This is a genomic window from Kitasatospora sp. NPDC058162 (assembly GCF_042884005.1).
Classification (GTDB): Bacteria; Actinomycetota; Actinomycetes; order Streptomycetales; family Streptomycetaceae; genus Kitasatospora.
This window is the reverse complement of record NZ_JBHVUS010000012.1, coordinates 151,240-177,120: the sequence shown is the minus strand read 5'-3', so window position 1 is coordinate 177,120 and position 25,881 is coordinate 151,240. Positions and strand designations below refer to the sequence as shown.

General features: G+C 71.3%; 32 protein-coding genes. 18 read left to right on the top strand and 14 right to left on the bottom strand.

Annotated features, from left to right (window positions below; translation table 11 throughout):
• Positions 1-168 precede the first annotated feature (168 nt).
• From ACFVXG_RS23270 to ACFVXG_RS23260, 3 genes are all read right to left on the bottom strand, one after another.
• The gene (locus tag ACFVXG_RS23270; protein ID WP_387930285.1) at positions 169-1,092 is read right to left on the bottom strand and encodes an SCO1860 family LAETG-anchored protein; all 924 of its coding nucleotides are present in this window, start codon (positions 1,090-1,092) and stop codon (positions 169-171) included.
• A gap of 200 nt (positions 1,093-1,292) precedes the next feature.
• Positions 1,293-1,970: a uracil-DNA glycosylase gene (locus ACFVXG_RS23265; protein ID WP_387930284.1), complete on the bottom strand. Its 678-nt coding sequence runs from the start codon at positions 1,968-1,970 to the stop codon at positions 1,293-1,295.
• A 109-nt stretch (positions 1,971-2,079) separates the two neighbouring features.
• A complete protein-coding gene (locus ACFVXG_RS23260; protein WP_387930282.1) occupies positions 2,080-3,171 on the bottom strand; it encodes an amidohydrolase family protein in 1,092 nt (363 codons plus the stop codon).
• A gap of 175 nt (positions 3,172-3,346) precedes the next feature.
• Here ACFVXG_RS23260 and ACFVXG_RS23255 point away from each other — a divergent pair, with 175 nt between their 5' ends.
• A complete protein-coding gene (locus tag ACFVXG_RS23255) occupies positions 3,347-4,426 on the top strand; it encodes a pyridoxal-phosphate-dependent aminotransferase family protein (RefSeq protein ID WP_387930280.1) in 1,080 nt (359 codons plus the stop codon).
• A 51-nt stretch (positions 4,427-4,477) separates the two neighbouring features.
• On the opposite strand, the gene ACFVXG_RS23250 is transcribed toward ACFVXG_RS23255, so the two are convergent.
• The 4 genes from ACFVXG_RS23250 to ACFVXG_RS23235 form a co-directional block, all read right to left on the bottom strand.
• A complete protein-coding gene (locus tag ACFVXG_RS23250; RefSeq protein WP_387930278.1) occupies positions 4,478-6,118 on the bottom strand; it encodes an APC family permease in 1,641 nt (546 codons plus the stop codon).
• Between the two features lie 173 nt (positions 6,119-6,291).
• The gene (locus tag ACFVXG_RS23245; RefSeq protein WP_387930276.1) at positions 6,292-6,495 is read right to left on the bottom strand and encodes a DUF397 domain-containing protein; all 204 of its coding nucleotides are present in this window, start codon (positions 6,493-6,495) and stop codon (positions 6,292-6,294) included.
• Between the two features lie 15 nt (positions 6,496-6,510).
• Positions 6,511-6,714, bottom strand: a complete 204-nt coding sequence (locus ACFVXG_RS23240) for a DUF397 domain-containing protein (RefSeq protein WP_387930275.1) — start codon at positions 6,712-6,714, stop codon at positions 6,511-6,513.
• Entirely contained in the window at positions 6,707-7,540 is an 834-nt protein-coding gene (locus ACFVXG_RS23235) for a helix-turn-helix domain-containing protein (protein ID WP_387930273.1), read from the bottom strand. Before ACFVXG_RS23235 ends, ACFVXG_RS23240 begins: the two co-directional genes overlap by 8 nt.
• Before the next feature lie 105 nt (positions 7,541-7,645).
• Between ACFVXG_RS23235 and ACFVXG_RS23230 the strand changes: the two genes are divergently transcribed.
• The 3 genes from ACFVXG_RS23230 to ACFVXG_RS23220 are packed head-to-tail and all read left to right on the top strand — an operon-like array spanning position 7,646 to position 8,387.
• Positions 7,646-8,005 (top strand): hypothetical protein, encoded by a 360-nt coding sequence (locus ACFVXG_RS23230; RefSeq protein ID WP_387930271.1) that lies wholly within the window; start codon positions 7,646-7,648, stop codon positions 8,003-8,005.
• The gene (locus ACFVXG_RS23225) at positions 8,002-8,193 is read left to right on the top strand and encodes a hypothetical protein (RefSeq protein ID WP_387930269.1); all 192 of its coding nucleotides are present in this window, start codon (positions 8,002-8,004) and stop codon (positions 8,191-8,193) included. Before ACFVXG_RS23230 ends, ACFVXG_RS23225 begins: the two co-directional genes overlap by 4 nt.
• Complete coding sequence (locus tag ACFVXG_RS23220; RefSeq protein WP_387930267.1) at positions 8,193-8,387, top strand: hypothetical protein; 195 nt, start codon at positions 8,193-8,195, stop codon at positions 8,385-8,387. The genes ACFVXG_RS23225 and ACFVXG_RS23220 overlap by 1 nt, the downstream gene beginning before the upstream one ends.
• A gap of 6 nt (positions 8,388-8,393) precedes the next feature.
• Here ACFVXG_RS23220 and ACFVXG_RS23215 read toward each other — a convergent pair whose 3' ends face one another.
• On the bottom strand, positions 8,394-9,005 hold the full coding sequence (locus tag ACFVXG_RS23215; protein ID WP_387930266.1) for a hypothetical protein: 612 nt from the start codon (positions 9,003-9,005) through the stop codon (positions 8,394-8,396).
• Between the two features lie 167 nt (positions 9,006-9,172).
• Here ACFVXG_RS23215 and ACFVXG_RS23210 point away from each other — a divergent pair, with 167 nt between their 5' ends.
• On the top strand, positions 9,173-10,750 hold the full coding sequence (locus ACFVXG_RS23210; RefSeq protein ID WP_387930264.1) for a phosphonate degradation HD-domain oxygenase: 1,578 nt from the start codon (positions 9,173-9,175) through the stop codon (positions 10,748-10,750).
• 40 nt (positions 10,751-10,790) lie between these two features.
• Here ACFVXG_RS23210 and ACFVXG_RS23205 read toward each other — a convergent pair whose 3' ends face one another.
• Positions 10,791-11,570, bottom strand: a complete 780-nt coding sequence (locus tag ACFVXG_RS23205; protein WP_350506701.1) for a GntR family transcriptional regulator — start codon at positions 11,568-11,570, stop codon at positions 10,791-10,793.
• 408 nt (positions 11,571-11,978) lie between these two features.
• Here ACFVXG_RS23205 and ACFVXG_RS23200 point away from each other — a divergent pair, with 408 nt between their 5' ends.
• From ACFVXG_RS23200 to ACFVXG_RS23145, 12 genes are all read left to right on the top strand, one after another.
• A complete protein-coding gene (locus tag ACFVXG_RS23200) occupies positions 11,979-13,151 on the top strand; it encodes an ABC transporter substrate-binding protein (RefSeq protein ID WP_387930262.1) in 1,173 nt (390 codons plus the stop codon).
• Between the two features lie 8 nt (positions 13,152-13,159).
• Positions 13,160-14,173 (top strand): ABC transporter permease, encoded by a 1,014-nt coding sequence (locus ACFVXG_RS23195; RefSeq protein WP_387930260.1) that lies wholly within the window; start codon positions 13,160-13,162, stop codon positions 14,171-14,173.
• Entirely contained in the window at positions 14,173-14,982 is an 810-nt protein-coding gene (locus ACFVXG_RS23190) for an ABC transporter permease (RefSeq protein WP_387930353.1), read from the top strand. The genes ACFVXG_RS23195 and ACFVXG_RS23190 overlap by 1 nt, the downstream gene beginning before the upstream one ends.
• 31 nt (positions 14,983-15,013) lie before the next feature.
• Positions 15,014-16,099: an ABC transporter ATP-binding protein gene (locus ACFVXG_RS23185; RefSeq protein ID WP_387930258.1), complete on the top strand. Its 1,086-nt coding sequence runs from the start codon at positions 15,014-15,016 to the stop codon at positions 16,097-16,099.
• A 64-nt stretch (positions 16,100-16,163) separates the two neighbouring features.
• On the top strand, positions 16,164-16,856 hold the full coding sequence (locus ACFVXG_RS23180; RefSeq protein WP_387930256.1) for an HAD family hydrolase: 693 nt from the start codon (positions 16,164-16,166) through the stop codon (positions 16,854-16,856).
• A 7-nt stretch (positions 16,857-16,863) separates the two neighbouring features.
• Entirely contained in the window at positions 16,864-17,184 is a 321-nt protein-coding gene (locus ACFVXG_RS23175; protein ID WP_387930254.1) for a DMT family transporter, read from the top strand.
• A gap of 87 nt (positions 17,185-17,271) precedes the next feature.
• The gene (locus ACFVXG_RS23170; RefSeq protein WP_387930252.1) at positions 17,272-17,763 is read left to right on the top strand and encodes a hypothetical protein; all 492 of its coding nucleotides are present in this window, start codon (positions 17,272-17,274) and stop codon (positions 17,761-17,763) included.
• 315 nt (positions 17,764-18,078) lie between these two features.
• Positions 18,079-18,708, top strand: a complete 630-nt coding sequence (locus tag ACFVXG_RS23165; protein ID WP_387930250.1) for a hypothetical protein — start codon at positions 18,079-18,081, stop codon at positions 18,706-18,708.
• A 95-nt stretch (positions 18,709-18,803) separates the two neighbouring features.
• Positions 18,804-19,136 carry a WXG100 family type VII secretion target gene (locus ACFVXG_RS23160; RefSeq protein ID WP_387930248.1) on the top strand — a complete coding sequence of 111 codons (333 nt, stop codon included), beginning with the start codon at positions 18,804-18,806 and terminating at the stop codon, positions 19,134-19,136.
• 30 nt (positions 19,137-19,166) lie between these two features.
• Complete coding sequence (locus ACFVXG_RS23155) at positions 19,167-20,795, top strand: hypothetical protein (protein WP_387930246.1); 1,629 nt, start codon at positions 19,167-19,169, stop codon at positions 20,793-20,795.
• A 20-nt stretch (positions 20,796-20,815) separates the two neighbouring features.
• The gene (locus tag ACFVXG_RS23150; RefSeq protein ID WP_387930244.1) at positions 20,816-21,376 is read left to right on the top strand and encodes a hypothetical protein; all 561 of its coding nucleotides are present in this window, start codon (positions 20,816-20,818) and stop codon (positions 21,374-21,376) included.
• A gap of 30 nt (positions 21,377-21,406) precedes the next feature.
• Positions 21,407-21,658 carry a hypothetical protein gene (locus ACFVXG_RS23145; RefSeq protein ID WP_387930242.1) on the top strand — a complete coding sequence of 84 codons (252 nt, stop codon included), beginning with the start codon at positions 21,407-21,409 and terminating at the stop codon, positions 21,656-21,658.
• Between the two features lie 93 nt (positions 21,659-21,751).
• On the opposite strand, the gene ACFVXG_RS23140 is transcribed toward ACFVXG_RS23145, so the two are convergent.
• Complete coding sequence (locus tag ACFVXG_RS23140; protein ID WP_387930240.1) at positions 21,752-21,865, bottom strand: DUF397 domain-containing protein; 114 nt, start codon at positions 21,863-21,865, stop codon at positions 21,752-21,754.
• Positions 21,866-21,874: 9 nt separating this feature from the next.
• Positions 21,875-23,056 (bottom strand): hypothetical protein, encoded by a 1,182-nt coding sequence (locus tag ACFVXG_RS23135; RefSeq protein WP_387930238.1) that lies wholly within the window; start codon positions 23,054-23,056, stop codon positions 21,875-21,877.
• Positions 23,057-23,193: 137 nt separating this feature from the next.
• Between ACFVXG_RS23135 and ACFVXG_RS23130 the strand changes: the two genes are divergently transcribed.
• Positions 23,194-23,847 carry a hypothetical protein gene (locus tag ACFVXG_RS23130; protein ID WP_387930236.1) on the top strand — a complete coding sequence of 218 codons (654 nt, stop codon included), beginning with the start codon at positions 23,194-23,196 and terminating at the stop codon, positions 23,845-23,847.
• Between the two features lies 1 nt (position 23,848).
• Here the strand turns inward: ACFVXG_RS23130 and ACFVXG_RS23125 are convergent, their stop codons facing one another.
• The 3 genes from ACFVXG_RS23125 to ACFVXG_RS23115 form a co-directional block, all read right to left on the bottom strand.
• Complete coding sequence (locus ACFVXG_RS23125; protein ID WP_387930234.1) at positions 23,849-24,364, bottom strand: pyridoxamine 5'-phosphate oxidase family protein; 516 nt, start codon at positions 24,362-24,364, stop codon at positions 23,849-23,851.
• Between the two features lie 146 nt (positions 24,365-24,510).
• Positions 24,511-25,179, bottom strand: a complete 669-nt coding sequence (locus tag ACFVXG_RS23120; protein ID WP_387930232.1) for a phosphatase PAP2 family protein — start codon at positions 25,177-25,179, stop codon at positions 24,511-24,513.
• The gene (locus ACFVXG_RS23115) at positions 25,179-25,865 is read right to left on the bottom strand and encodes a DedA family protein (protein ID WP_387930230.1); all 687 of its coding nucleotides are present in this window, start codon (positions 25,863-25,865) and stop codon (positions 25,179-25,181) included. Before ACFVXG_RS23115 ends, ACFVXG_RS23120 begins: the two co-directional genes overlap by 1 nt.
• Positions 25,866-25,881: the final 16 nt, after the last annotated feature.

The following is a 25,881-nucleotide window of genomic DNA, read 5'->3' as shown; positions in this document are numbered from 1 at the left end:
CTGGGTGGTGGGTGCCCGCGTAGCGTCGCAAGCCGCCGTTTCCCGGTTGTTCCTCTCGTGTAACGCGCATGTGAACCAACCGTCCGCGATGGCACGGTCACGGTACGGGAGTGCCGGGCGCGGCACTCCCGCCGTACGGAGTGACGTATCGGAGCAGTACCGGGACTACTAGGGCCGGCGGGCGTGCGCGGCCCGGCGGCGCCGGGTGGCCCACAGCGCGGCCGCACCGCCCGCGACCAGGGCGGCGGCCCCGGCGGCCAGCGGGCCGGTGGCGCTGCTGCCGCCGGTGCTGGCGAGCCGCTCCGGCTTCTCCACCGCCGCCTGCGGCACGGCGGCCCGGGAGGTGGTGGCGTCCGCGACCGGCTGGGCGGCGGGCGCGGACGTCGGCGCGGTGCTCGGGGTGCCGGTGGCGGCCGGGCCGGACGGCTTCTCGCAGCTCACCGAGGCGACGGTGATCGTCCCGGTGACCTTGGCGACGTTCAGGTTGAGCGGGTTCACCTCCACCTTCACCTCCAGGGCCGAGGCGGCGGCGGTGGTCGTGGTGGTGTTCTTCTTGGAGAACTCCACCGACACGCTGCCGACCAGCGGCACGTCCACCTTGGTCGGGCCGTACAGCCCGACGGTGACGGGCTTGCCCAGCACGGTCAGCTTGGCGGGCGCGACCACGTCCGCGGTCGGCTGCCCGTCGACCGGGCAGGTGGCCTCGGCGCTCATCGCCTCCAGCCCGAGCAGCGCGGTGGCGGGCAGGCCGGGGGCGTGCACGTCGGCGTTGACCAGCTTGACGGAGGCGGTGGCGCCCTTGGCATCGACCCGGGTGACGGACTTGCCGACGTCGGCCTTGACCAGTTCGACCGGGCCGGCCTGGTCGACGCCCGCCACCTTGGCGGTCAGCACCGAGCCGTCCCTCTGCTCCGGCGTCTCCACCTTGTTGAGGGCGATGTCCACCGGGACGTCGACGGCCTTGTTCAGGAAGCTGACGTCCAACGCGAGTTCGGCGGTGACGGCACGCGCCTTGCCCGACGTGGTGGTCGTGGCCGGTGCCGAGGGCGCGGCCTGGACGGGCCCGGCAGTGAGCAGGGTGCTCACCACCACGGCGGCGGATGCGGAAACGATTCGGCGAGACGGCGACGGCCGAGAAGAGGAAGACAAGGCGGAACCCCCACACAGGTGAAACGATGAGCCGCCAGTCTTCTCAAACGATCCGTCACATGAGCCTCACGGAGCGTCATTTCACTCGTTGGAGTGAGATTGACGCTCCGCACTGACCCGGATCTGCTACGGCAGCAACTCCCCTACGGCAGACGCCAGTCCACCGGCTGCGCCCCCTGCTGCACCAGCAGCTCGTTCGCCCGGCTGAACGGCCGCGACCCGAAGAAACCGCGGTCCGCCGACATCGGGCTCGGGTGCACCGACTCCACCGTCGGGATGGTGCCCAGCAGCGGACGCAGGTTGCGGGCGTCGCTGCCCCACAGGATCGCCACCATCGGGCCGCCGCGCGCCACCAGCGCCCGGATCGCCTGCTCGGTGACCGCCTCCCAGCCCTTGCCCTTGTGGGCCCGGGGGTTGCGCGGCTGGGTGGTCAGCGCCCGGTTCAGCAGCAGGACGCCCTGCTGCGTCCAGGGCGTGAGGTCCCCGTTGGACGGCTGCGGCAGGCCGAGGTCGGTGCCGTACTCCCGGAAGATGTTGATCAGGCTCGGCGGGATCGGCCGGACGTCCGGCGCCACCGAGAAGCTCAGGCCGACGGCGTGCCCGGGCGTCGGGTACGGGTCCTGCCCGACGATCAGTACTCGGACGTCGGCGATCGGTTGCTGGAACGCCCGCAGCACGTTCGGCCCGGACGGCAGGTAGGTGCGGCCCGCCGCGATCTCGGCGCGGAGGAAGTCCCCCATCGCGGCGATCTGCCCGGCGACGGGCTCCAGGGCGGTGGCCCAACCGGGCTCGACGATCTCATTCAGTGGACGCGGTGCCATGGGCGTCACCCTATCGGCCGATACCGACAGGGCGTCACCTCAGCTGACCACGGCAAACGACCGCCGCGACCGCTCGCCCGACCGGTCAGGCGACCGCTCACCGGGCGGGTCACCCCACCGGCCGCCCCCGCAGCACCACCGCGCGCGGGTCGGCGAGCACCCGGACGTCCGCCCGCGGATCCTCCTCGTACACCACGAAGTCGGCCGACGCGCCCTCCTCCAGCCCCGGCCGCCCGAGCCACTCCCGCGCGCCCCAACTCGCCGCCGACAGCGCCTCCGCCGGGCTCAGCCCCGCCTTCACCAGCTCCGCCACCTCGTCCGCGACCAGCCCGTGGGCGAGCGAGCCGCCCGCGTCCGTGCCGACGAACACCGGGATGCCCGCGTCGTGCGCGGCCCCGACGGTGTCGTAGCGGCGCTCGTGCAGCCGCCGCATGTGCGCCGACCAGGCCGGGAACTTGGACTCCCCGCCGGCGGCCAGCTCCGGGAAGGTGGCGATGTTGACCAGGGTCGGGACGATGGCCACCCCGCGCTCGGCGAAGGCCGGGATCAGCTCCTCGGTCAGCCCGGTGGCGTGCTCGACGCAGTCGATCCCGGCCGCCAGCAGGTCCGGCAGCGACTCGGCCGCGAAGCAGTGCGCGGTGACCCGGGCACCCTCCTCGTGGGCCGCCGCGATCGCCTCGGCCAGCGCGTCGCCGGGCCAGCAGGCGGCGAGGTCGCCGCGGTCGCGGTCGATCCAGTCGCCGACCAGCTTCACCCAGCCGTCGCCGCGCCGGGCCTCGGCCCGCACGTAGGCGGCGAGGTCGCCGGGCTCGATCTCGTGGGCGTAGTTGCGGATGTAGCGGCGGGTGCGGGCGATGTGCCGGCCGGCCCGGATGATCCGGGGCAGGTCCTCGCGCTCGTCGATCCAGCGGGTGTCGGCGGCCGAGCCGGCGTCGCGGATCAGCAGGGTGCCCGCGTCACGGTCGGTGAGCGCCTGCTTCTCGCTGGTCTCGGCGTCCACGGCACCGTGCGCGTCCAGGCCGACGTGGCAGTGCGCGTCCACCAGGCCGGGCAGTACCCAGCCGGTGACCGTCCGGACGTCCCCGGCCGTCGGCGGGCGGGTGAAGCTCACCCGGCCGTCCACCACCCAGAGTTCGTCCCGGACCTCCTCCGGGCCGACCAGCACCCGACCCCGGACGTGCAGCACCGCGCCTTCAGTCATGGCCGCACTCTACCGACGGGCGGGTTCCGTGTAAGTAGTACGCATGCGGCAGACTCGTTGCCGCACCCACCATCCGCCCCGCGAAAGGCCGTGAAGCCGTGAGAGAGCGCAGCGAGCGAACCATCAAGAGGAACGCGTGGGCGAACGCCCCCGTCGAGCGAAGCGAGGCGGGCGCGTGAGCCCCTTCCTCGACCTCCCCCCGCTCAGCGCCGCCGGGTTCGCGGCGATCGAGGACCAGGTGGCCGCGCTGCTGCACACCGAGGCCGACGTCATCGTCACCCAGGGTGAGGCCCTGCTCCCGCTGGAGGCCGCGATCCGCGGCGCCGCGCACCCCGGCTCCACCGCGCTCAACATCGTCACCGGCCCGTACGGCCAGACCTTCGGCAACTGGCTGCGCTCCTGCGGCGCGACGGTCGTCGACCTCGCGGTGCCCTTCGACAGCGCGGTCAGCGCCGAGCAGGTCGCCGAGGCGCTCGAAGCCCACCCGGAGATCGACTTCGTCTCCCTGGTGCACGCCGAGGCCGCCACTGGCAACACCAACCCGGTCGCCGGGATCGCCGCCGTGGTCCGCGAGCACGGCGCCCTGCTGATGCTCGACGCGGTCGCCTCGGTCGCCGCCGAGCCGCTGCTCACCGACGAGTGGGGCATCGACCTGTGCGTGATCGGCGGCCAGAAGGCGATGGGCGGCCCGGCCGGGGTCTCCGCCGTCTCCGTCTCCGAACGCGCCTGGGAGCGGATCGCCGCCAACCCGGCCGCCCCGCGCCGCTCCTACCTCTCCCTGCTGGACTGGAAAGAGCGCTGGACGGACGCCGGTCGCACCGTACTGCCGCACGCCCCGGCCCAGTTGGAGATGCTCGCGCTCGGCGCCTGCCTGGACCGGATCGCCGCCGACGGCCTGCCCGCCGTGATCACCCGGCACCGCGCCGCCTCCGCCGCCACCCGGGCCGGCGCCCGCGCCCTCGGCACCGTCAGCCCGTACGTGCACCAGGACGCCCACGCCGCCCCGGTCGCCACCACCCTGCGCACCCCGGCCGGCGTGCACGCCGCCGAACTGGCCGCCGCCCTCGACCCGGCGCTGCCCGTCCAGCCCGGCGGCGGGGCGCTGGCCTCGGAGATGCTCCGCGTCAACCACTACGGCCAGGCGGCCTCGCTGGAGACCGTCCGGGCTTGCCTGACCGGCCTCGCCAAGGCATCCGGGGGCGACGTCGACGCGGCCCTGCAGGCCGCCGAGGCGGCGTGGGCCGCGACCGTCTGAGACACGGAGCGGCCCCGGTCAACAGACCGAGGCCGCTCCTCGTCCAAACGCTCAGTGCCCGCCCGCGTCCACCACCTCGACGCCCCGGATGTTCCGCTCGATCTCCTCCGCCGGCAGCGCCACCGCCAGCGCCCAGTAGTAGACGACCAGCGAGAACACCACCACGACCCCGATGTCCCACCACAGCGGCAGGTTCCCCTGGGCGCCCACGCCGAAGGTGCCCTGCCACGAGACGATCCCCATGCCGACCAGGTAGACCGGCAGCCACTGCCCGGCCTTGAAGTCCATCCGCGGCGCGTTCGGCACCCCCTTCGAGGCGGCGTACGCCGAGTACCCGCCGAGCAACGCGTACCCGATCAGGATCGCCAGCCCGAGGCGCCACAGGGTGTCCCAGCCGGACCAGTAGATGACCAGGCTCGCCACCGCGAAGGCGATCGGCGAGATGATCTCGCCGCCCGGCAGGTGGTACGAGCGCTCCATCCCGGGCAGCCGCTTGCGCAGCACCCCGAAGGCCAGCGGCGCGCCCGCGTACATCAGCACGACGGCCGAGGTGATGAAGCCGACCAGCTTCTGCCAGCTCGGGAACGGCAGGAAGCAGATGACGCCGGCGGCCCAGGCGATGATCAGGCCCAGCCAGGGCACCGAGTTGCGGTCGGTGTACTGGAGGGCGGGCGGCGCGTAGCCGTTGCGGCTGAGGCCGTAGGTGACCCGGGAGCTGGAGGTGATGTAGACCAGGCCGGTGCCGGCGGGCGAGATCACGGCGTCGATGAAGAGGATCGTCGCCAGCCAGCCGAGCCCGATCAAGGTCGCGAGGCCCGCGAACGGGCCGCTGATCCCGGGGTAGTCGAGCTTGGCCCAGCCGCCCGCGAAGGTCTCCGGCGGCAGGGCGCCGATGAAGACCACCTGGAGCAGCACGTAGATGACCGTACCGATCACCACCGAGCCGAGGACGGCCCGGGGGATGTCCCGGCGGGGGTTGCGGCTCTCCCCCGCCCACTGGATGGCCTGCTCGAAGCCGAGCAGCGCGAAGATCACGCCGCTGGTGCTGATCGCCGCGAGCACGCCCTTGGCGCCGTCCGGGGCGAAGCCGTGGACGGAGAAATTGGAGCCGTGGAAGTCTTGGATGCCGAGCGCGAAGATCGCCAGGATCGGGATGGCGACCTTCCACACGGTGGCCACGCTGTTGGTGTGGGCGAGCAGTCGGACGCCGAGGAAGTTGATCGCGACGAACACGCCCATCAGTACGGCCGCGACCACGAACCCGCTGCCGGTCAGCGTCAGGTCCTTGTTGAGGAAGCCGTCCGCCCAGGTCCAGTGCCGGGCGTAGTTGATCATTGCTTGGACTTCGATCGGCGCGATGGTCGCCGCCTGGAGCCAGGTGAACCAGCCGAAGGACATCCCGGCGAAGCCACCGAAGGCGTAGTGGGGGTAGCGGGCCGTGCCGCCGGCGACCGGGAACAGTCCGCCCAGCTCGGCGTGGATCAGCGCCAGCAGGATGATCGCCACCGCGCCGATGCCCCAGGACAGCAGAGCGGCCGGCCCGGCCGCCACGGCCGCCTTCTGTGCCCCGAACAGCCAACCGGAGCCGATGATCGCGCCGACCGAGGCGAAGAGCAGCCCGGCGACGCCGACCTCACGCTTGAGCCCGCTGTGCCCGGTGGGGGGAGATGACGTGGTATCGGATTGGGCCACGGCGCAGCCACCTCTCGAATCGGGGAGAAATCCACCCCGACAGTGCCGCAGCCTCTACCACTCCTCTCCCCCGAAACACCCTCCGACCTGCGCCCTCACCCGAACGGCCGGTACGGGTGAGACCACACGGGCCCGCCCCGAGACCCCTCGGGGCGGGCCCGAAAACCCTTCGCTCAGGCCGCGCCGAATTCCCCGCTGCGCACGGCGGAGACGAAAGCCGACCACTCGTCAGCCGCGAAGACCAAGGAGGGACCCTCGGGGTCATTCGAGTCACGGACGGGAACAGCGTCGAAGGGGACCAAGTTCCCCGCTACCTCCACGCAGTCGCCGCCGTTGCTGCTGTACGAAGACTTGAACCACTGCGGTTCGGCGGTCACGGTAGTTCCCCCTAATCAGACGGTACCGAACTCCCCGCTGCGCACGGCGGAGACGAAGGCCGACCAGGCGTCGGCAGGGAAGACCAGTGAGGGGCCGTGGGGATCCTTGCTGTCCCTTACGGGCACCCGGTCGAGGAGCCCGTCCGCGACCTCAACGCACTGGCCTTCTTGGACGCTGTAGCTGCTCGTGCGCCATGTGGCGCCTGTCAGGTCATCCATCTTCAAAACCTCTCCGAACCTGCCGGATGAACTCTCGGCTCGCTGAGCGGGACAACGCCTCGACTTGCAGTTGATCGTACTCACCAGCCCACTCGGCCAGAACGTCTGGCTCCCGCTCAAGGAAGCCCCTTCGTTGTGTCTCGCCGTACCCCACGATGGTCCTGTTCGGGAGAGTCAGCAAGGTAATTGGAAGCCCGAACGGCCTGTCCTCGCCGAGCGAGAACGGGCTGATCTGCACAACGACCTGAGGCTGAAGGGCCAGCTCCTCAAGGTGTACGAGCTGCTCCAGCATGACCTCTCGGCCACCGATGACTCTGCGCAGGCAGCCCTCGTCTATGACCGCGTGGACCCGGGGCGCCGGATGCTGGCTCAGACGTTGCTGTCGATGCAGCAGCAGCGAGAGTCGTTCTTCAGCCTGCTGTTGAGTTGCCCACCCTCGCCGAACTCGTGCTTCCTGGTAGGCCCTCGCATAGGCAGGGGTCTGGAAGAGGCTCGGAATGATGTTGATTTCGAACAGCCGCAGAGCCACGGCGGCCGCCTCACAGCGCAGGTAGTCACCGAATCCCTCGAACATGACTCTCTGCCCCGACTTGCGCCACTCTCGTTCGAATCGCTCAGGCGCCTCGAATGCAATGTCAAGTCTTCTTGAGAATCGCTGGGTTGGAGGCTTGCGACCAGTTTCAACGGCGGACACATGAACGGCCGAGTATCCAGTGAGCTCCGCCAGGTGGTCCTGCGTCCAGCCCCTCGCCTCTCGTAGCGCGCGAAGCTCCGCGCCGAACTTGGCGGCGGGCGAAGCATCCGGATCAAGTTCCTTGCGATTCATGATCGTTGGAGGCCCTTCCTTCCTGGACAACAGGTTGAAGTGGTCCAGATCCTAGCCCACAGTTGGCACCCCGGGTAGTCATCTCACTACTGAGAGGAGCGGGCCTTGAAGCTGCACAGCACCCCGCCGGCCCCCACGCCCCAGATCCCCACCGTCCCCTTCCAGGTGGTGATCTACCTGGCCAAACCCTCCCCCACCTTCCCCGAGTTGGAGATGCGCAGCTGCGAGGAGTACGCGCTCCTCCACCGCTGGGACGTCACCCTCACCGTCCTGGACGACGAGACCGAGAAGCCCCCGGACCGGCGCCCCCTGCTCCTCGCCGCCTTGAAGACCATCACCGACCGGACCGCCGGCGCGATCCTCACCCCCTCCAGGGCCGCCATCTCCCCCATCGACGGCGAGTTCGACGACTTCGCCGCCGAGGTCGAGAAGGCCGGCGGCTTCCTCCAGGTGGTCCACCGATGAGCGCCCGCTACGGGATCGTCCCCGCCGACGCCCCGACCGGCGCCGACTACCCGGTCTGGGTCATCCACGACCACAGCACCGACCGCCTGGTGAAGGCGCTCCCGCCCCGCCCCGAGCCGCTCCGCTTCTACTCCTACGACCAGGCCGAGCGCTGGGTGCGCGCCAACGAGCAGCCCGAGGTCGCTTGATGACCAGCACACTCTCCCGCAAGCGGTACGAGATCCGCTTGATCGGCTCCCGCAGCCCGCACTTCCTCCTGCTGGAGAGCTGGGGCCTGTGGGACCGCGACCGCCACCGATACCTCCGGGTGCACGGCGCCTCGGACCGGATCAGGCGCTTCTACAGCCGCGCCGCCGCCGAGGCCCATCTCCGCTCCCTGTAGCGCAGTTCAGGACGGGACCTCGGCCAGCTTGCGGAAGTCCCGGGCGCGGGCGGCGAGGCCGCCGGGGTCGATGGCGCCGTCTTCGGCCATCTCGTCGTAGACGCCCCACATGCTGCCGTCGGCCCAATCGCAGACCGCGACCGGGTGGCCTTCGTAGTCGGTGGTGCCGCACTTCATCACGCCGCCCCGCTCGCCGGGGTCGACGTCGTGCAGGTCGGTGAAGGTCACGCCGTTGGAGCGCTGGCGGGCGACCAGGTCGTCGAGTTCCGAGGAGGGCGTGAAGATGTGCTGCTCGCTGACGGTGAGGAAGATCGTCCGCCCGTCCTCGCCACCGAGGTAGGTGGTGGCCGAGACGCCGGAGTCCGAGTTGAGCCTGACGACCTTCGACCGGGAGGCCTTGGGGGCGATCTGGAGCCCGTCGAAGTGGGTCGGCGGGCTGTACTTGTACGCCCCCAGGTTCGCGAAGTTGTCGGCGAAGACGACACCGAAGGCCGCCACGGCGAGAACACCGACAACGGCGGCGCCCAGCCAGAACTTGCGGCGCGAGCGCGGCAGCGGGGCGGCGGGGGTGACGTCGACCAGGAGGTCGGTGGGCTGGGGGTGATCGTTTTCCGGCACCCGCAGATGAGAGCAGGTCTGGACCACCTCGCGCAACGGCTTTCGGCCACCGTCTCCGGCACAGTTCCCGCAGCGTTCACCCGCCCGGCACGCGGAACTCACCGGGGACCGGCAGGCTCCGCCCAGAGCTGAAGTTGGCTAGACAACTTCCCGCCGAGGAGGAGACCGTGACCGAGCAACCGCCGCCGTACTGGCTGCGCGACAACTGCCCCTGCGCCGAGTGCCGGGACCCGCGCAACGGGCAGAAGCTGTTCCAGATCGACGACCTGCCGCCGGACCTCGCCGTCGCCGCGAGCACCGAGCTCGACGGCCACCTGGAGGTGCTCTGGTCCGACGGCCACCGCTCCCGCTACCCGCTCGACTGGCTGGCCGGGGAGGACGGCGGCGACGGCCGCACCGAGCAGGGCAAGCGGCTCTGGGCCGCCGCCGACTTCGCCCGCGGCATCCCCGAGGCCGACTGGGGGACGTACCTCACCGACCCCGCCGAGCAGGCCGCCGTCCTGGCCGCCGTACGGCGCAGCGGCTTCGCCGTCCTGCGCGGGGTGCCCACGGTGGAGGGGCAGGTGCTGCGGGTGGCCGAGAGCTTCGGCTACGTCCGGGTCACCAACTACGGCGAGCTGTTCGACGTCCGGGTCGAGCCGGACCCCAACAACCTCGCGTTCACGAACAAGGCCATCGCCCCGCACACCGACAACCCGTACCGCGACCCGGTGCCGACGCTCCAACTGCTGCACTGCCTGGAGAACTCGGCGACCGGCGGCGACTCCGGCCTGGTGGACGGTTTCAAGGCGGCAGCCCTGCTGAGAGACGAGGCCCCCGAGCACTTCGCGACGCTCACTCGCACCCCCGTCCCCTTCGTCTTCCGCGACCGCCGCACCGAACTGCGCGCCGACCGCCCGCTGATCGACGTGGACCCACTGGGCCGGATCCGCGAGGTCCGGTTCAACAACCGCTCGATCGGCACCCTCCGCAGCGGCAACCGGGACGCCTTCTACACCGCCTACCGCCGCTTCGCCGCGATCACCCTGCGACCGGCCCTCCAGCTCACCTTCCGCCTGGGCCCCGGCGACTGCCTCGTCTTCGACAACACCCGCCTCCTGCACGCCCGTACGGCCTTCCAGCAGGACGGCCACCGGCACCTCCAGGGCTGCTACGCGGACCTCGACTCGCTCTCCTCCACCCTCGCCGTGCTGCACCGCCGCTCCGCCGCCCTGGACGAGCTCGCCGAGCTGTTCGCGGGCGAGGGCGCCGGGGAGTACCTGGGCGAGGCGGTCACCATGGCCGAGCACATGCTGCAGGCCGCGGCCGCCGCCGAGGCCGCCGGGGCGCCCGACCACCTGATCGCCGCAGCGCTGCTGCACGATGTGGGCCACTTCCAAGGTGCGCTGCACGGACGGGATCTGATGGAGGGTCAGGACAACCGGCACAGCCACACCGGCGCCGACTGGCTGACCGGCTGGTTCGGCCCGGAGGTCACCGAGCCGGTCCGGCTGCACGTGGCCGCCAAGCGCTACCTGTGCGCGGTCGAGCCCGGCTACCGGGCGAAGCTCTCCGAGGCCTCCGAGTACACCCTCCAGGTCCAGGGCGGCCCGATGGACCAGGACGAGGCCGCCGCCTTCGCCGAACTCCCGGGCGCCGTCGACGCGGTGGCCGTCCGACGCTGGGACGAGCAGGCGAAGGAGCCGGGCCTGAAGACCCCGGACTTCGAGCACTACCGCCCGCTGCTCGCCGCCCTCATGCGCTGATACGCCGCGAAGAATGCCGAAGACGCCCGGGGGCGAACGCTCAGTCCAGCTCCCGGGCGTGCCGCGAAAGCGCCGACGTGGCCAGCGAGTTGTGCACGCTGAAGGCCACCGTCCCGGGCAGGTAGCGGTCCTGGGACCACTCCACCGGCGTGCCGGTCGGGTCGGTGGTGCGCCGCCGCTCGCGCAGCAGCGGGCCGCCCCGGCGGCAGCCGAGCAGCCGGGCGTCCTCCGCGTTGGCCGCGACGATGTCGATGGTGTGGTCGGCGTCGGTGAACAGGATGCCGTGCTCGCGCAGCACCTCGGTGTGCGAGACCACGTCCGGCGGCAGCTCGGCGACGATCTCGCCGACCCGCGGCGGGTAGATGGTGCGCTCGACCATCACCGGCGTGCCGGAGAGGGTCCGCAGCCGGACGGTCACGTACACCTCGGCGCCGGGCTCCAGGCGCAGTTGCTCGCGCTCGGCGGCGTCGGCCGGTCGGCGCACCAGGGAGTCCAGGATGCCGCCGGGCTCCTCGCCCATCGAGTACGCCCAGTGCGTGAAGCTCAGCAGTTCGCTGAAGCTCTGCACCCGGGCGCCGCCGAGCACCACCCGCCGGGTGCCGCGGCGGGAGGTGACCAGTCCGTCGGAGCGCAGTACGGCGAGCGCCTGGCGGACGGTGCCGCGGGAGACGCCGTACTGCTCGGCCAGCGCGCCCTCGGCGGGCAGCCGGCCGGCCTCGCCGTACGCGCCGGTGGTGATGGCCTCGCGCAGATCGGCGGCCACCTTGCGGTACAGGGCTCCGGCCGCACGCTCGACGGGGCGCCCGGGCTCCACTGCCACGTCAGTCAATTCGTCCCTCCAGGGGCGGTGTCCAGCGCAGCCGTACCGGCACGGACAGCCCGACCTTATCCCGCTGCGCCGTTCGAGCATCGCACCGAACGGATCACGCTCCGATGGCCGGATTCCACCGTTCCCGCAGCCGACCCCGGTTCTGGGCCGTCCGTTCACCTTCCCGTCACCGAACTCCGGGTTACTTACCTCCGTCAGCGAAGTTGGCTAGTCAACTCGGACGGTTCCGAACGGATACCGGACGAACTCGACCAGGACCCTTGACCCACGCCGGACGGACTTGACCCACACCGGACGGATCCGCGCCACGGCCACTCGCACGATCGATCCCCCGATCAGATCCGACACCCCTCCCCTGCAGCACCCCTTTCGCAGTACACCCGATCAGGAGACTGACCCGTGTCCGTGCACCGTGCCCGCTCCGCCGCCTTCGCGGCCGTCCTGACCGCCGCCGCGCTGTCCCTCACCGCCTGCGGTTCCGCCGGCTCGTCGTCCGCCAAGGCCGGCAGCAACGACCTCGCGGGCGGCAAGAGCGCCAAGACCGCCACCTCCGTCGCCGACTTCGGCGGCATGGACGCCCTGGTCGCCGCTGCCAAGAAGGAGGGCAAGCTGCACGTCATCACGCTGCCGCGCGACTGGGCGAACTACGGCAAGCTGATGGACGGCTTCAAGGCGAAGTACGGCATCGACATCGAGGACGAGAACCCGGACGGCTCCAGCCAGGACGAGATCAACGCGATCACCTCCCGCAAGGGCCAGGACCGCGCCCCCGACGTCGTCGACCTGGGTGCCGCGTTCGCCACCTCCGGCGGCAAGCAGGGCCTGTTCGCCCCGTACAAGGTCACCGACTTCGACAAGATCCCGGCCTCCATGAAGGACGCCAACGGTCTGAGCTACAACGACTACGGCGGCTACGTCTCGATCGCCTGCGACGCCAAGAAGGTCTCGGTCTGTCCGAAGACCTTCGCCGACCTGCTGAAGCCCGACTACAAGGGCATGGTCGCGCTCAACGGCAACCCGACCAAGGCGAACGCCGCGTACAGCGCCGTCATGGCCGCCGCCCTGGCCAACGGCGGTTCGCTGGACAACATCCAGCCCGGCATCGACTTCTTCGGCAAGCTGAAGCAGGCCGGGAACTTCAACCCGGTCGAGGTCACCCCGGCGACCATCGAGAAGGGCGAGACCCCGATCAGCGTCGACTGGTCCTACCTGAACGCCGGCTACACCGACAAGTTCAAGGACAAGGGCATCGACTGGCAGGTCAGCATCCCGTCCGACGGCATCTACGCGGGCTTCTACAACCAGGCCATCAACAAGGACGCGCCGCACCCGGCCGCCGCCCGCCTGTGGGAGGAGTACCTCTACAGCGCGGAGGGCCAGAACGGCTACCTGGGCGGCTACGCCACCCCGGCCCTGTTCGACGCCATGAAGGCCGCGGGCACCCTGGACGCGGCCGCCGCCGCCAAGCTCCCGGCCATCGAGAAGCCCTTCACCACCTTTCCGACCGACGACCAGACCACCGCGGCCAAGAAGGTCGTGACGGAGAACTGGGCCAAGGCGATCTCGGGCTGATCTGACTGATGACTACGGCTCCCACCCCGGTGCCCTCCGACGCCTCCGCCGCCCAGAGCGGCGGGGGCGCCCCCGGCCCCGCTACCCCCGCAACGGCCCCGGCCACCGCCACCACGGTGCACGCCGAGGCCCCCCGCCCGACCAAGAGCCCGGCCAAGAGCCGGACCAAGCGCCGGTCCGGCGGCAGCCGCGCCTGGCTCGCCGCCCTCCCCCTGATCCTCTTCTTCGCGATCGGCTTCGGCCTGCCCGCGATCGCGATCGCCATCGGCGCGTTCACCACCTCCACGGACGCCCCCGACGGCGGCGGCACCTTCACCCTGGACAACCTCACCGGCTCGCTCCAGGGCGCGTACTGGACGGCCCTGTGGGGCAGCGTCAAGCTCTCCCTGCTGACCGCGCTGATCGCCACCGTGGTCGGCCTGCCGCTGGCCCAGGCCGTGGCGACCTCCCGGTTCCGCGCCTTCCGCGAGGCCGTGATGTCCGCCTCCGGCGTGCTCGCCAACTTCGGCGGCGTGCCGCTGGCCTTCATGTTCGTCGCCACCCTCGGCAACGCGGGCGAGGTCACCCAGAAGTTCGGCCTGACCAAGCACGGCTGGAACCTCTACACCTTCTCCGGCCTGTCCGTGGTCTACCTGTACTTCCTGGTGCCGCTGATGGTCATCACCATCACCCCGGCCCTGGAGGGCCTCAAGGCCCAGTGGCGCGAGGCCGCGTACAACAACGGCGCCACCGGCGTGCAGTACTGGCGGCACGTGGCGCTGCCCGTCCTGCTGCCCTCGCTGCTCGGCGGCTTCGTGCTGCTGTTCGGCGCCTCCTTCGCCGCGTACGCCACCGCCGAGGCCATGGTGGGCAGTTCGGTGCCGCTGATCTCGATGCAGATCGGCGACGCGCTGTCCGGCAACGTCCTGGTCGGCCAGGGCAATCTCGCCCTCGCGCTCGGCCTCGACATGATCGTGGTCGCCTGCCTGGTGATGGCCGTGTACCTGCCCCTTCAGCGCCGGAGTGCCAAGTGGCTCGCCTGATCAATCGCATCCGTTTCGGCCGCGGCCTGGTCCTGCTGCTCTGCGGGATCTACTTCGCCGTCCCGCTGGTCTCCTCGGTGGTCTTCAGCGTCGACGACCACAAGAACGGCACCAGCTTCCGCGCCTACACCGAGCTGCTGAACGCCCCCGGCTTCAGCGACAGCCTGGTGCTCAGCCTCGAACTGGCCGCCGTCACCGTGGTGGTGCTGCTGCTCCTGCTCGTCCCGGCGGTGCTCGCCGCCCGGCTCGGCGCGCCGAAGCTGCGCCCGGTGATCGAGATCATGTGCTCGATGCCGCTGGTCGTCCCGGTCGTCGCGCTCACCACCGGCATCATCGGCGTGCTGCGCTGGGGCCCGGACTACCTCCAGGACACCCCGCTCTTCCAGACCATCGTGGCGATCCAGGACCCGAACTTCCCGATCGTCCTGATCATCGCCTACGTGCTGATGGCCCTGCCGTTCGCCTACCGGGCCATCGACGCCGGACTGCGCGGCGTGGACGTGGTCACCCTGGTCGAGGCCGCCCGCAACTGCGGCGCCGGCTGGCTGCGCGCGGTGTTCACCGTCGTCCTGCCGAACCTGCGCAGCGCGCTGCTGAACGCCGCCGTCCTCACCGTCGCCCTGGTGCTCGGCGAGTTCACCACCGCCTCCATCCTCGGCTTCTCCCCCTTCTCGGTGTGGATCAACTCCAACGGCAAGAGCGACGGCCAGATGTCCGTCGCGGTGTCGATGCTCAGCCTGCTGATCGTCTGGCTCGTCCTGCTGCTGATGTCCGCCGTCGGCCGCGGCCGCAAGGCCGCCCGGTCCTGAACCACCCCCCGTTCTCCAGGAGTTACCAGCCATGACCACGGCCACCGCCACCGCCTCCCGGGCCGCGACCGCCGCCGGCGGCGCCACCGTCGAGTTCCGCTCGCTGCGCCGCGCGTTCGGCGCCACCACCGCCCTCGACGGCCTGGACCTGACCGTCCAGCCCGGTGAGCTGCTCGCCCTGCTCGGCCCGTCCGGCTGCGGCAAGACCACCGCGCTGCGCATCCTGGCCGGCTTCGAGCAGCACGACTCCGGCGAGGTGCTGGTCGACGGGCAGGACATCACCTCGATCCCCGCCCACAAGCGCGACGCGGGCATGGTGTTCCAGTCGTACAGCCTCTTCCCGCACCTGACCGCGCTGGACAACGTCGCCTTCGGGCTGCGGATGCGCGGCACCGGCAAGGCCGAGCGCCGCAAGCGCGCCCTGGAGCTGCTCGAGCTGGTCGGCCTGCCGCACCGCGCCGAGCACTACCCGCACCAGATGTCCGGCGGCCAGCAGCAGCGCATCGCGCTCGCCCGCGCGCTCGCCCTCCAGCCGCGGGTGCTGCTGCTGGACGAGCCGCTGTCCGCGCTGGACGCCAAGGTCCGCCTCCAGCTGCGCGAGGAGATCCGCCGCCTCCAGCAGGAGCTGGGCATCACCACCCTGTTCGTCACCCACGACCAGGAGGAGGCGCTGTCCATGGCCGACCGGGTCGCCGTGCTGCGGGCCGGGAAGCTGGAGCAGTGCGCCACCCCGTCCGAGCTGTACGGCCGGCCGGCCACCGCCTTCGTCGCCGAGTTCGTCGGCACCATGAGCCGCATCCCGTGCACCCGCACCGCGGAGGGCGTCGAGGTGCTCGGCCGCCGGCACGCGGTGGACGGCACGGCGCCGGCCGACGGCGAGCTGCAGGTGCTGGTCCGCCCGGAGAACGTCATCCTCACCCCGTCCGCGACCGGCCCGGCCCAGGTGGTCACCGCGTCCTTCCTGGGCGCCGTCACCCGGCTCACCGTCCGCCTGGACGACGGCACCGAGGTCAAGGCCGACCTGCCCACCGAGGCCGCCGCCGCCCTGCCGGCCGGCGCGCGCGCCGAGCTCACGCTGCCGGAGCGCCCGGTCCTGGTGGACCGCCGCACCGTCTGAGCAGCCCGTCTGGGATCCTCAGTACCGCCTCTGCACCCACGGAAGAACCACCGAAGGTACCGCCATGCCTGAAGCCGTCCCGTCCATTCCCACGCCCTTGCCCGCCGCCGTCCTCTTCGACATGGACGGCACCCTGGTCGACACCGAGCAGCTGTGGTGGAAGGCCGCCGCCGAACTCGCCGAGGAGCTGGGCCACCCGCTCACCGACCAGGACGCGCCCGAGGTGCTCGGCCAGGCCGTCGAGCACACCGCCGCCCACCTGCACAAGGTCAGCGGCACCGGCCGCCCCGAGGCCGAGCTCGCCGCCGTCCTGGGCGAGTCCTTCGCCGCCAAGGTCGCCGCCGAAACGGTTCCGCGCCCCGGCGCGCTCGACCTGCTCGCGGCCCTGCGCGAGGCCCGGGTGCCCACCGCGCTGGTCTCCGCCTCCCCGCGCCTGGTGGTCGACCTCGTGCTGTCCTCCATCGGCCGCGACTGGTTCGCCGTCACCATGGCCGCCGAGGACACCCCCCGCACCAAGCCCGCGCCGGACCCGTACCTGGCCGCCGCCGAGCGGCTCGGCCTCGACCCGGCCACCTGCGTCGCCGTCGAGGACACCCCCACCGGGGTCGCCTCCGCCGCCGCGGCCGGCTGCGCGGTGCTCGCCGTGCCCTCCACCGCCGTCCCGATGCCCGACGGCGGGCGGATCACCTTGCTGGACAGCCTGGAACGGGCCGACCTCGCACTGCTGGGGAAGCTCAGCACCGCCCCGGCCGTTTGACAGCGACATGCCTTACGTTCTGCTCGCCCTCGCCATCCTGAGCGAGGTCTGCGCCACCAGCTGCCTCAAACTCACCGAGGGGTTCACCCGCCTCTGGCCCAGCCTCGGGGTGGGGGTCGGCTACGCGCTGTCCTTCTACCTGCTCGGCCGCGCGCTCAAGCACATACCCGTCTCGGTCGCCTACGCCGTCTGGTCGGGCGCCGGGACGGCGGCGGTCGCCGGGATAGGCGTGGTCGCCTTCGGCGAGTCGCTGGGGAAGCTGCAGATCCTCGGGATCGCGCTGATCATCGTCGGGGTGGTCGTTCTCAACCTCAAGGGCGGTCACTGATCCTCCGTCAATTCGCCTGGCCCCGGGCCGGGTCGGGGCACCGGTGTTTTCGGCGCCCCGACCCGGCCCGTTCGCTACCGTGTTCCCATGACCGATCCCAGGCCCCACCACTACCGCTTCGCGCACCGCGAACTCGCCCGCCAGCTGCTGGAATTCGGCCCCCAGGTGACCAGCCCCTCGCCCAGCGGCAAGAGCCTGCTGCCCGCCCTCGTCCAACTCTGGGACACCCTCGGCGAAACCCTCCCGCCCGAGGACCGGCTGCCCAGCCACGGCCTCGACTCCCGGCACCTCGAAGTCGAAGGCCACCGCCTGTTACTGGTCACCCTGCCCACCCCGGCCGTCACCCCCGAGGCCTACTTCGCCGCCGCCGTCCTCCCCCAGGGCGCCAAGGCCATCCGCTACCTCACCCTCGAACACGCCGTCAACCCCTTCGACGGCACCCCCGGCACCGTCCTCGGCGAGTGGACCACCCAGAACCACCTCAACCACGGCCAGGGCCCCTCCCCCGTCGCCGACCACTTCGTCACGGCGGTCATCCAGCTCACCGCCCCGAAGAAGCGCGGCTTCTGGCGCCGCTGACCCCGGCAGCCCGCCTTCGAACCGACGGGCCCAACGGCCCTTCCTCCCCCGTCAAAGTCCGGTACGCAGCAGGGCGGTGGCCTCCGACGCGGATCGCCCACGTACCAACCGGCGTTATGCTCGGCGGTCCGACAACCGACGCATCGGGGGAGAAAGTGGCCGATTTCACGGTCAGTCCCGAACTCACCAAGACCCTCACCCCCGCGCAAGGGCAGCCGTGACCGGCACCGAGCCCGACTGGTCCGGCCTCGGCTTCGACCCCGCCCCCGGCGACCCGCCGCCCGAGCGGTGGGACACCGTCCGCAAGGCCTTCGGATGACCGCCACGGCCCGGACCGCCCTGGCCCGGACCGCCACGGCCCGCGTCAGGAGCCCGATCCGGCTGACCGTCGCCCTCGCCCTCGCCGCGCCGCTCTCCATCGCCGGCACGGCCGCCGCCTACGGCTCGTACGGCTGGCCCGCCGGCCTGGCCGTCCTGGCGCTCGGCACCGCCGTCCTGGCCGCGGGACTCGGCCGCCTTACCGACGGCACCCGCGGCTGCCTCACCGCCCTGATCGCCCCGCTCGCACTCCTCATCGCGGCCTCCGCGGCGCACAACGTCCGTGACGACATGGTGCTCGGCGCCGGGCGCACGGTGACCGCCCGCGTCGTCGACGTCGAGCGCACCCCCGGCAACCGCGACCCCTCCTGGGACTACCGCCTGATGACCGCCGACGGCGCCCCCGTCCCCGGCGGCACCCTCAACCAGCGCACCCAGGCCCTGCGGATCGGTGAGCAGGTCACCGTCCGCATCGCCCCCGACGGCACCGCCCGCCCCAAACTCCCCGAGGAGATCGACCTAGGCACCGACCTCTTCTGGGCCGCCGCCGTCCTGCTCGCCTCCTCCACCACGGTCCTGTGGGTCGGCCTCACCTCCCGCCGCACACCCGCCCCCCCAGACGCGTGACCCACCTCACTCCCCCGCGCTGAAACCCCGTCGGGCGGCCCGCCGTCCTGTCCTTCGCGCGTTTCTGATGAACGGACAGTACGGGGGAGCATGCCGTGGGTGATGACTCGGCGAAGGCCGGCGGACCGGAGTTCAAGATCCGGCCGGGGCAGTTGAAGGACGCCGCGCCGACCTTCGAGAACCAGAGCAAGGCGCTCAAGGAGGCGCTCGACAAGCTCAAGCAGAGCCTCACCGACGCGGGCAGCCCGTGGGGCAGCGACAAGCAGGGCAACGAGTTCGCGGCGGCCTACCACACCCCGCACGACCACGTGCTCTCCGCGCTCGACGTCCTGGTCAAGGGCCTGTCCAGCATCGGCGAGGGACTGAACGCCCACGCCGACAACCACACCGGTGCCGACAACCACGCCAAAAAGGGCCTGACGCCATGACCGGCCGCCGCCCCCGGACGGGGCCGGAACGTGGGTGAGTCCACGGCGGCGAAGGCCGTCCGCAAACTCACCGGGATGTGGTGGCCCGACGCCGACTCCGACAAGCTGCGCAAGGTCGCCGACGCGTGGGAGGCGATGGCCACCGCCCTCGACAACGTCACCGTCCCCACCAACCAGGCCGCCGCCGCCATCGTCGCCAACAACCACGGCCCCGCCATCGACGCCTTCGGCACGTTCTGGGGCCAGTACTACGGCGGCAAGGACACCGCGGGCAAGGGCAAGGGCTGGCTGCCCGAGACCGCCGACGCCTGCCGCGCCCTGGCCAAGGCCCTGCGCGAGTTCGCCGACGCGGTCGACAAGGCGATCAAGAAACTGGAGGAGGAGGCCGCGATCGTCGGCGGCACGCTGATCGCCGGCACCGCGCTGGCCTTCTTCACCCTGGGCATCTCCGAGGGCGCCGCCCTCACCGCCTCCGCGGGCATCGTCGCCGCGGCCGCGACCCTGGGCGTGACCGTCTCCGAGACCATCGCCCTGATCGCCGCCACCGTCCTGGTCGGCGCCGCCTTCGGCGCCGTCGAGGCCATCACCGTCGACCTCGCCGTCGCCCAGCCCATCCGCGTCGAGTTCTTCGACGACGGCGGCTACAGCCTCCAGGAGGCCATCGACTCCGGCAAGACCGGCGAACTCATGGGCGCCGCCGGCGGCGGCCTCGGCGCCGGCGGCCGCGCCGTCGCCAACGCCGCCGAACGCGCCGAGAGCGCCTCCGTCGCCCTCGCCGGCCTCGCCAAGGTCGCGAACGCCGCCGACACCCTCCCCGGCCGCATGGTCACCGGCGCCGGCCTCAGCTACGGCTACGACGCCGCCTTCAAGACCGGCCCGGTCATGCCCCTCGACCTCATCCTCGGCGCCGTCGGCGCCGCGGCCGCCCCGGGAAGCGGCCCCCCGAAGCGCCGCCCCAGCTTCAGCGGGGCCGAGGCGAACGGCTTTTCCCGCAAGCCGGATGGCGCTCCCGAACCGTGGGTGTCCGAGTCCGGATCACCATATGTACACGATCCGAACAGCAGTGAGCCCATCAACATCAAGGCCGTGAAGATGTATGAGGACTACCGCGCCAGAACCGACGACGTTGCAGAGGTGGCGACGGAGACAAAAATCGACCCTCGAATCGTCGACGTCGCAAAGAACAATCTCATGGTGAACCGCCATGACGTTCAGGTCGGCCCCGGCGAGGAAAACGTCATGAAGGACGTCTACTTTGAACCCGAGTGGGAGATCGCGCGGCGCTGGAACGCCGCCGTGAAAGGAATCCCAGGACCGAGCGATACCATCGACATCCTTCGCACTGTCATAGCCCACGAGTACGTGGAGGCCAAGCTCTTCGAAGCCGGGCTTCCGTACCTGCCCAGCCACCCCGACTGCTGGGAGGACGGCGGCAGGCCGATCCCCCACCCCGAACATTTCAGCGCCCACCAAATGGCACCCAATAGCTTCAATAAGCTTGACTTCTCAAGTGATACCATAGTCAGCTCGCTCTGGATCTGGAGGAAGTACGGCATCGAGGTTCCGCCCGTTCCGATTGCCGACGACCTCTCGAATCTCGACGTTCTGGTCGACGCAATCAAATCCCACATTCGCGCGAAAGGTCACGACCTCAAGTGAGTTCCGATGCCGTGCTGTCAATGGTTGGTCGTCTCAAGGCCATCAGCTGGAGGTCGCCTGCCGAGGCCATGGAGAAGAGCTATTCACGCGCCGCGCTGATGGAGGAGTACTTCCGGCGGGCTGCGCTCTGGCTCGACGCCTACGGAGATACCAAGTACTGGCCCTTCTTGGACCTCGCCGCCATCGTGGACCCCGCCGTCCGCGCCGAGCCGGCGGTGATCGCGGACATCGAGAACTTCATCGATGACGCCTCCGGCTCGTCCTACGCCATGGACAGCGGCGCGGCCGCCGTCCAGTGGGCAGCCCTGACCAGCACGCCCGGGGTGCAACTGCGCCCGCTGCCCGACCCGTTCGAGCCCCTGCTCCGGCTCTACGAGCGCGGCGGCGCCGGCTTCCGCCTCACCAACGGCTTCATCGACTTCGGCATGATCATGGTCCCGCGTGGCAACTGGCGCATGCACCTGTCCCCGACCCCCGTTGTCGAGCTGAACGACGAAGCCCTCGACTCGCTGGACGAGCGCAAGTGGGCCGAGTTCAACGCACTGGCAGATGGCAGCAACCAGTCGACCGACCACAGCTGACCAGCCCCTTCGGGAAGGGGCCTACACGGCATGAGCACGGCAATGTTGGACCGCTTGGCCGCCATCAGGTGGACCAACATGCAGGGCCACAACGCGCACGTGGCCTCCATGTCCCGACTGATGATCGAGTACCTCCGCCGGGCCTCACTCTGGGCCGAGATGCTGGGTGGTCCGCCGAAGTGGCCGAGCTTCGACATTGCCGGGGCCCTCGCCCCGGAAGTCCAGCCGGAGCCCGCGACCGCCCTCGACCTCGCCGCGCTGGACGCCCTGGACCACGAGTGACACTGGCCCGCAACAACCCGAGGTGCCGACCACGGCGTTCTGCAAGGCCTTCGTGGGCGGCTCCGGCCGGGCCGGAGCCGCCCACGCCCCGAACTAGCCGAGTTCGCCGGCCCTGATGCCCGCAACGAGGCTCTGCCGGGCCTCCGGGGTGAACTGTCGGTTCGGGCCACTCTTGTCCTTCGAGTCGCGGATCGCGATCCCGAGCACGCGGCGCCGTCATCGACGAGCTTGGCGTGGCAGGAGACGTACCCACCAGCGCTCACGCCGATCGACATCGGCTTCGGCTTCAGCCTGACCGCTGCGAGACCCACTCTCCGGCGCGCCGCTCGTCACGGTCGGCAGCTCCGGCGCCGACTGCCTCAGCAGCCTGAAAGGGACGCCCATGAGCAGTCCCACCAACGGAAGTGTCAGGGTGTCGGCACCGTCGATTCCGCTCGACTGCAGTGCCTTCAGCACCAGAACGCCCACCGTCAGCGACACCGCCCCGGCCGCGATGGTCCGCCGTACGTCGTTCCTCTCGCGGTAGCCCTGCGCCGCCTCTGCGGCCTCATCCTCACTGACCAGCGCGAGCGGCCGCCCTTCGATGACCGCCGCCATCGTGTGTGCGACGTGGTGGTCCAGGAACAGCACTTGTGCAGAATCTCGAAGGGCATCCCGGGCAGCGGAATCGATCTTCCCCGCCATGGCGACGGCATGCCCGAAGTACTCCCGGCGCGCCGCCGCACTGCGGTAGGGGCCGAACCGGCCGTACGAAAGGAGCGCCCGGTTCAGTGCGGCAACCGCCCGATGCAACTCCCCCTCGCTGGCCGGGCCGGGCTCATCCTCGTGCTGCCGGGAAGCCGCGAACACATCCGCCGCCGCGGAAGCCATGAGTCCCACGACATGCCCTCGGCGCAGCGCCAGGGAGTCGAGGCGGAGGAAGACCTGTGTCACGGCGAAAAGGATCGCCACCGGGGCGAACACCCACTCCCAGGCAACCGGGTTGCCGATCGCGTGAACCGTCACGAGCGCCCCACCCGCCAAGGCCGGGAAGACGATCAACATCGTCGGCGCCGTCGCCCAGAACTGCCCTCTCTTGGCGAGTTCCCAGGCCACGAGCTCGTCCCGAAGTCGCTTCAGGGAGGCGATTTCCTTGGACAGAGTGCCCGCCTCGCTCATCCCCCGATCCAACTGACTGCAGCCCGCGGCTGCTCTCGCGACGGCTCTTGCCTTCGCCCTCGAGGAGCGCCCGAGGATCCGGCCGGCCCGGCGGCTGCCCAGCGCCGCGAGCCTCGCTTCAAGAGCTGTCAGGAGCAGGAGCACGGGGATCCCCCCGCCGATCAGCCAGGGGTGGATCTGAAGGTACAGCCGAACCATCATCGCCTCCGCGATCGAGAAGCAGCCCGAGTTCACGGACACCACCCGGCATGCTGCCGAGCACCGCTGACATGCGGTACTTCCCGATGCCTCCGTAGGAGCGGCCGGCACCCCGCCCGGAGGCCGTCCGGATCCGGGCGTACGCTTCCACCCCGTCACACCGAGGAGCGGGGGAAGCCGTGGCAGGACCGAGCAGCAGACGCGGGGCCATCGCGTTGACGGCCGCGCTGGTGGCCGCGGTGCCGGCCGGGACGGTCGGGCTGGTGGCGGTGAGCACGTACGTGGGGTTCGGCGCGGCGACGCTGCTCGGGCTGGCGATCGGGGTGGCCTGGGTCGTGGGCATGGTCCGGCTGCTCGGGGCGGGGGCGGGCTGCTGGCTGGCGGCCTTCGGCGCGCTCCTGTGGCTGATGACGCTGGGGGCGGTGGCCTCCGCCCGGGACGCGGTGATCCTCAGCACCTCCGGGGTGACCGCCACCGCCCGGGTCACGGCGGCGTTCGACCATCCGCAGGGCAAGCGGCCGGACTCGACCTACGACCTCGCGGACGAGCACGGCGTGCCGATCCCGAACGGCATGGTGGCCGCGGGCCTGCGCTCGCACGTGGTCGGCGACCGGCTCACCGTCCGCTACGACCCGAGGGGCGTCGCGGAGGCGCGCCTGCCGGAGAACGTCGACTCCCCCAGGGACGCGGCCATCGCCCTCGGCCTCGAAGCCGCGCTGATGGCCGCGACCGTCGGCCTCGGCGTATCGGTGGTCCGCAACGGCCGCCCGCGCCGGGTGCCGTACCGCCGCGGGCTCGTGATCGGCGGGGGCCCCCGCGACGCCACCCGCTGAGCTACTCCCGCAGCACCCGCGCCCGCAGGTAGTTGCGCCGCCCGAAGTTGGGCTCGTCGACCGCCGTGAGCTCCTCGACCTGGAACCGGTACAGCGCCGCCGCCCCGCCCCCGGTGAGGTACTGCCGCCGGACGTCCTCGTCCTGCGCGAAGGCCGGGTACCGCCCCTGGTAGGCCGCCAACGCGGCCTCCGCCTGCCGCCCCCAGGCCTCGCTCGCGCTGCCGGTCAGCTGGAGCCCGCGCAGCTGCTCGCCGAAGACGGGCGGCGGCAGGAAGACGGTGGCGGCGGCGCGGGCCTCCTCGGCGAGGTGGTGGCTGTGCCGGGTGGAGCGCTCGCTGACGAAGTACAGGACGAGGTCCTCGTCGTAGGCGAAGAAGGCGAGGTTGGCGTGCGGCCCGTGTTCGTGGCCGGCGGTGGCGAGGGTGAGCACCATGGCCTCGGCGAGCAGCCCTTCGACGCCCTTGTGCAGCAGGTCGCCCGGCCAGTCCCCCTGCGTGATGTCGAGTCGGTACGGCATTCGGCACTCCCTCCGCTGGCACGCCCGGTGCCTTCGCGCCCCGAGCACGACTGAGCCGGGCGGCCGCCCCCGTCGGGGGCCACACGCCCGGCTCACATGCTCCACCCGCCGTCCGAAACCGGACAAGGGCGGTGCGGATTACGAAATCAGTACTGCCGTGCCCGGTGCGAGGCGTACCCGCGGGCCACCACCGGCGGCTCGCCGGGGCCGAGCAGCGGGCGCAGCGCGCCCGACCGCATCTTGTCGACCAGCGGCCCGCAGCGTCCGGCCAGCGGCGCGAGCGCCAGGGCGACCAGGGTGCCGACGAGGGCGCCGACCGCCACGTCGTGCGGGTAGTGCACGCCGACCCAGACCCGGGACGCGGCCATCAGGGCCGCGAAGACGGTGGCGACGAGGCCGAGCCGGCGGCTGACGAACCAGAGCGAGATCGCGGCGGCGAAGGCGATCACCGAGTGGTTGCTGGGGAAGGACCAGTCACCGGCGGTCGGGCAGGTCTCCAGCGCGATGCTGCCCTTGATCTGCGCGCACGGCCGGAGTTCCTCGACCATGCCCTTGAGCACCGAGTTGATGCCGTACGCGACGACCACGATCACCGGGGAGGCGAGCACCTTGGCCATCACGGTGGAGTCGGCGCCGCGCGCCCGCCACCAGGCGTACAGCATGAACAGCGCGAACAGCCCGAGGCCGATCGCGGACCAGACCTTGATCACGTCGTCCAGCCAGTGCGGGGCCGACTGCGCCCACTTGTTCACCTGGGTGTACAGACCGCCGTCGATGCCACTGCCGTCGTACACGGCGAGAGCCCGAGAGGACATCACACGTCACCTCCGTGACGGCGCGCCTTACGGGCGCGGAACAGTTCGAGAACAATGGGGAGCACGGAGACAACTACTACCAGACCGATGATCGGCAGCAGATACTGGTCGATCCCGGGAATCGAGGAGCCGAGCCCGTACCCGGCCAGCACCACGCCGACGGTCCAGACCGCGCCGCCCGCGACCTGCCAGAAGGTGAACGAGCGGACCGGCACTTCGAGTACGCCGCAGAGCGGGTTCAGCACCGTACGGACCACCGGGATGAACCGGGCCAGCACGATCGCCTTGCCGTGCCCGTACTTGGCCAGCAGTTCCTCGGCCCGCGCCGCGCCCTCCAGCAGGCTCTTGCGCTTGGTGCGGCTCAGCAGTGCCCGGCCGCCGCGCCGGCCGATCAGGTAGCCGACCTGGGCTCCCGCCAGCGCGCCGACCAGGGCGGCGGGCAGCACCTGCCACAGGTGCAGCTGCGGGCCCTTGGTGGCGCCGGGCACGCAGAGCAGGCCCGCGGTGAACAGCAGCGAGTCGCCGGGCAGGAAGAAGCCCACCAGCAGGCCGGTCTCGGCGAACAGCACCACGGCGATGCCGAACGCGCCGAAGGCGGCGAGCAGCGAGGAGGCGTCCAGCGGGTTCACGGCGAGGTGGGTACCCACCGCGAGGTGAACGGCCGGATCGGCGGGGAACTGGAGCAAGGCTGGCGGACCTCCC

Bases quoted from the DNA above. Each gene is read 5' to 3' on its own strand.
- ACFVXG_RS23145 (WP_387930242.1), top strand. From the start codon at position 21,407: ATGAGCACGGCAATGTTGGACCGCTTGGCCGCCATCAGGTGGACCAAC.
- ACFVXG_RS23235 (WP_387930273.1), bottom strand. From the start codon at position 7,540: ATGAATCGCAAGGAACTTGATCCGGATGCTTCGCCCGCCGCCAAGTTC.
- ACFVXG_RS23240 (WP_387930275.1), bottom strand. From the start codon at position 6,714: ATGGATGACCTGACAGGCGCCACATGGCGCACGAGCAGCTACAGCGTC.
- ACFVXG_RS23225 (WP_387930269.1), top strand. From the start codon at position 8,002: ATGAGCGCCCGCTACGGGATCGTCCCCGCCGACGCCCCGACCGGCGCC.
- ACFVXG_RS23180 (WP_387930256.1), top strand. From the start codon at position 16,164: ATGCCTGAAGCCGTCCCGTCCATTCCCACGCCCTTGCCCGCCGCCGTC.
- ACFVXG_RS23150 (WP_387930244.1), top strand. From the start codon at position 20,816: ATGGTTGGTCGTCTCAAGGCCATCAGCTGGAGGTCGCCTGCCGAGGCC.
- ACFVXG_RS23220 (WP_387930267.1), top strand. From the start codon at position 8,193: ATGACCAGCACACTCTCCCGCAAGCGGTACGAGATCCGCTTGATCGGC.
- ACFVXG_RS23265 (WP_387930284.1), bottom strand. From the start codon at position 1,970: ATGGCACCGCGTCCACTGAATGAGATCGTCGAGCCCGGTTGGGCCACC.
- ACFVXG_RS23195 (WP_387930260.1), top strand. From the start codon at position 13,160: ATGACTACGGCTCCCACCCCGGTGCCCTCCGACGCCTCCGCCGCCCAG.
- ACFVXG_RS23125 (WP_387930234.1), bottom strand. From the start codon at position 24,364: ATGCCGTACCGACTCGACATCACGCAGGGGGACTGGCCGGGCGACCTG.
- ACFVXG_RS23175 (WP_387930254.1), top strand. From the start codon at position 16,864: ATGCCTTACGTTCTGCTCGCCCTCGCCATCCTGAGCGAGGTCTGCGCC.
- ACFVXG_RS23120 (WP_387930232.1), bottom strand. From the start codon at position 25,179: ATGTCCTCTCGGGCTCTCGCCGTGTACGACGGCAGTGGCATCGACGGC.
- ACFVXG_RS23185 (WP_387930258.1), top strand. From the start codon at position 15,014: ATGACCACGGCCACCGCCACCGCCTCCCGGGCCGCGACCGCCGCCGGC.
- ACFVXG_RS23165 (WP_387930250.1), top strand. From the start codon at position 18,079: ATGACCGCCACGGCCCGGACCGCCCTGGCCCGGACCGCCACGGCCCGC.
- ACFVXG_RS23170 (WP_387930252.1), top strand. From the start codon at position 17,272: ATGACCGATCCCAGGCCCCACCACTACCGCTTCGCGCACCGCGAACTC.
- ACFVXG_RS23260 (WP_387930282.1), bottom strand. From the start codon at position 3,171: ATGACTGAAGGCGCGGTGCTGCACGTCCGGGGTCGGGTGCTGGTCGGC.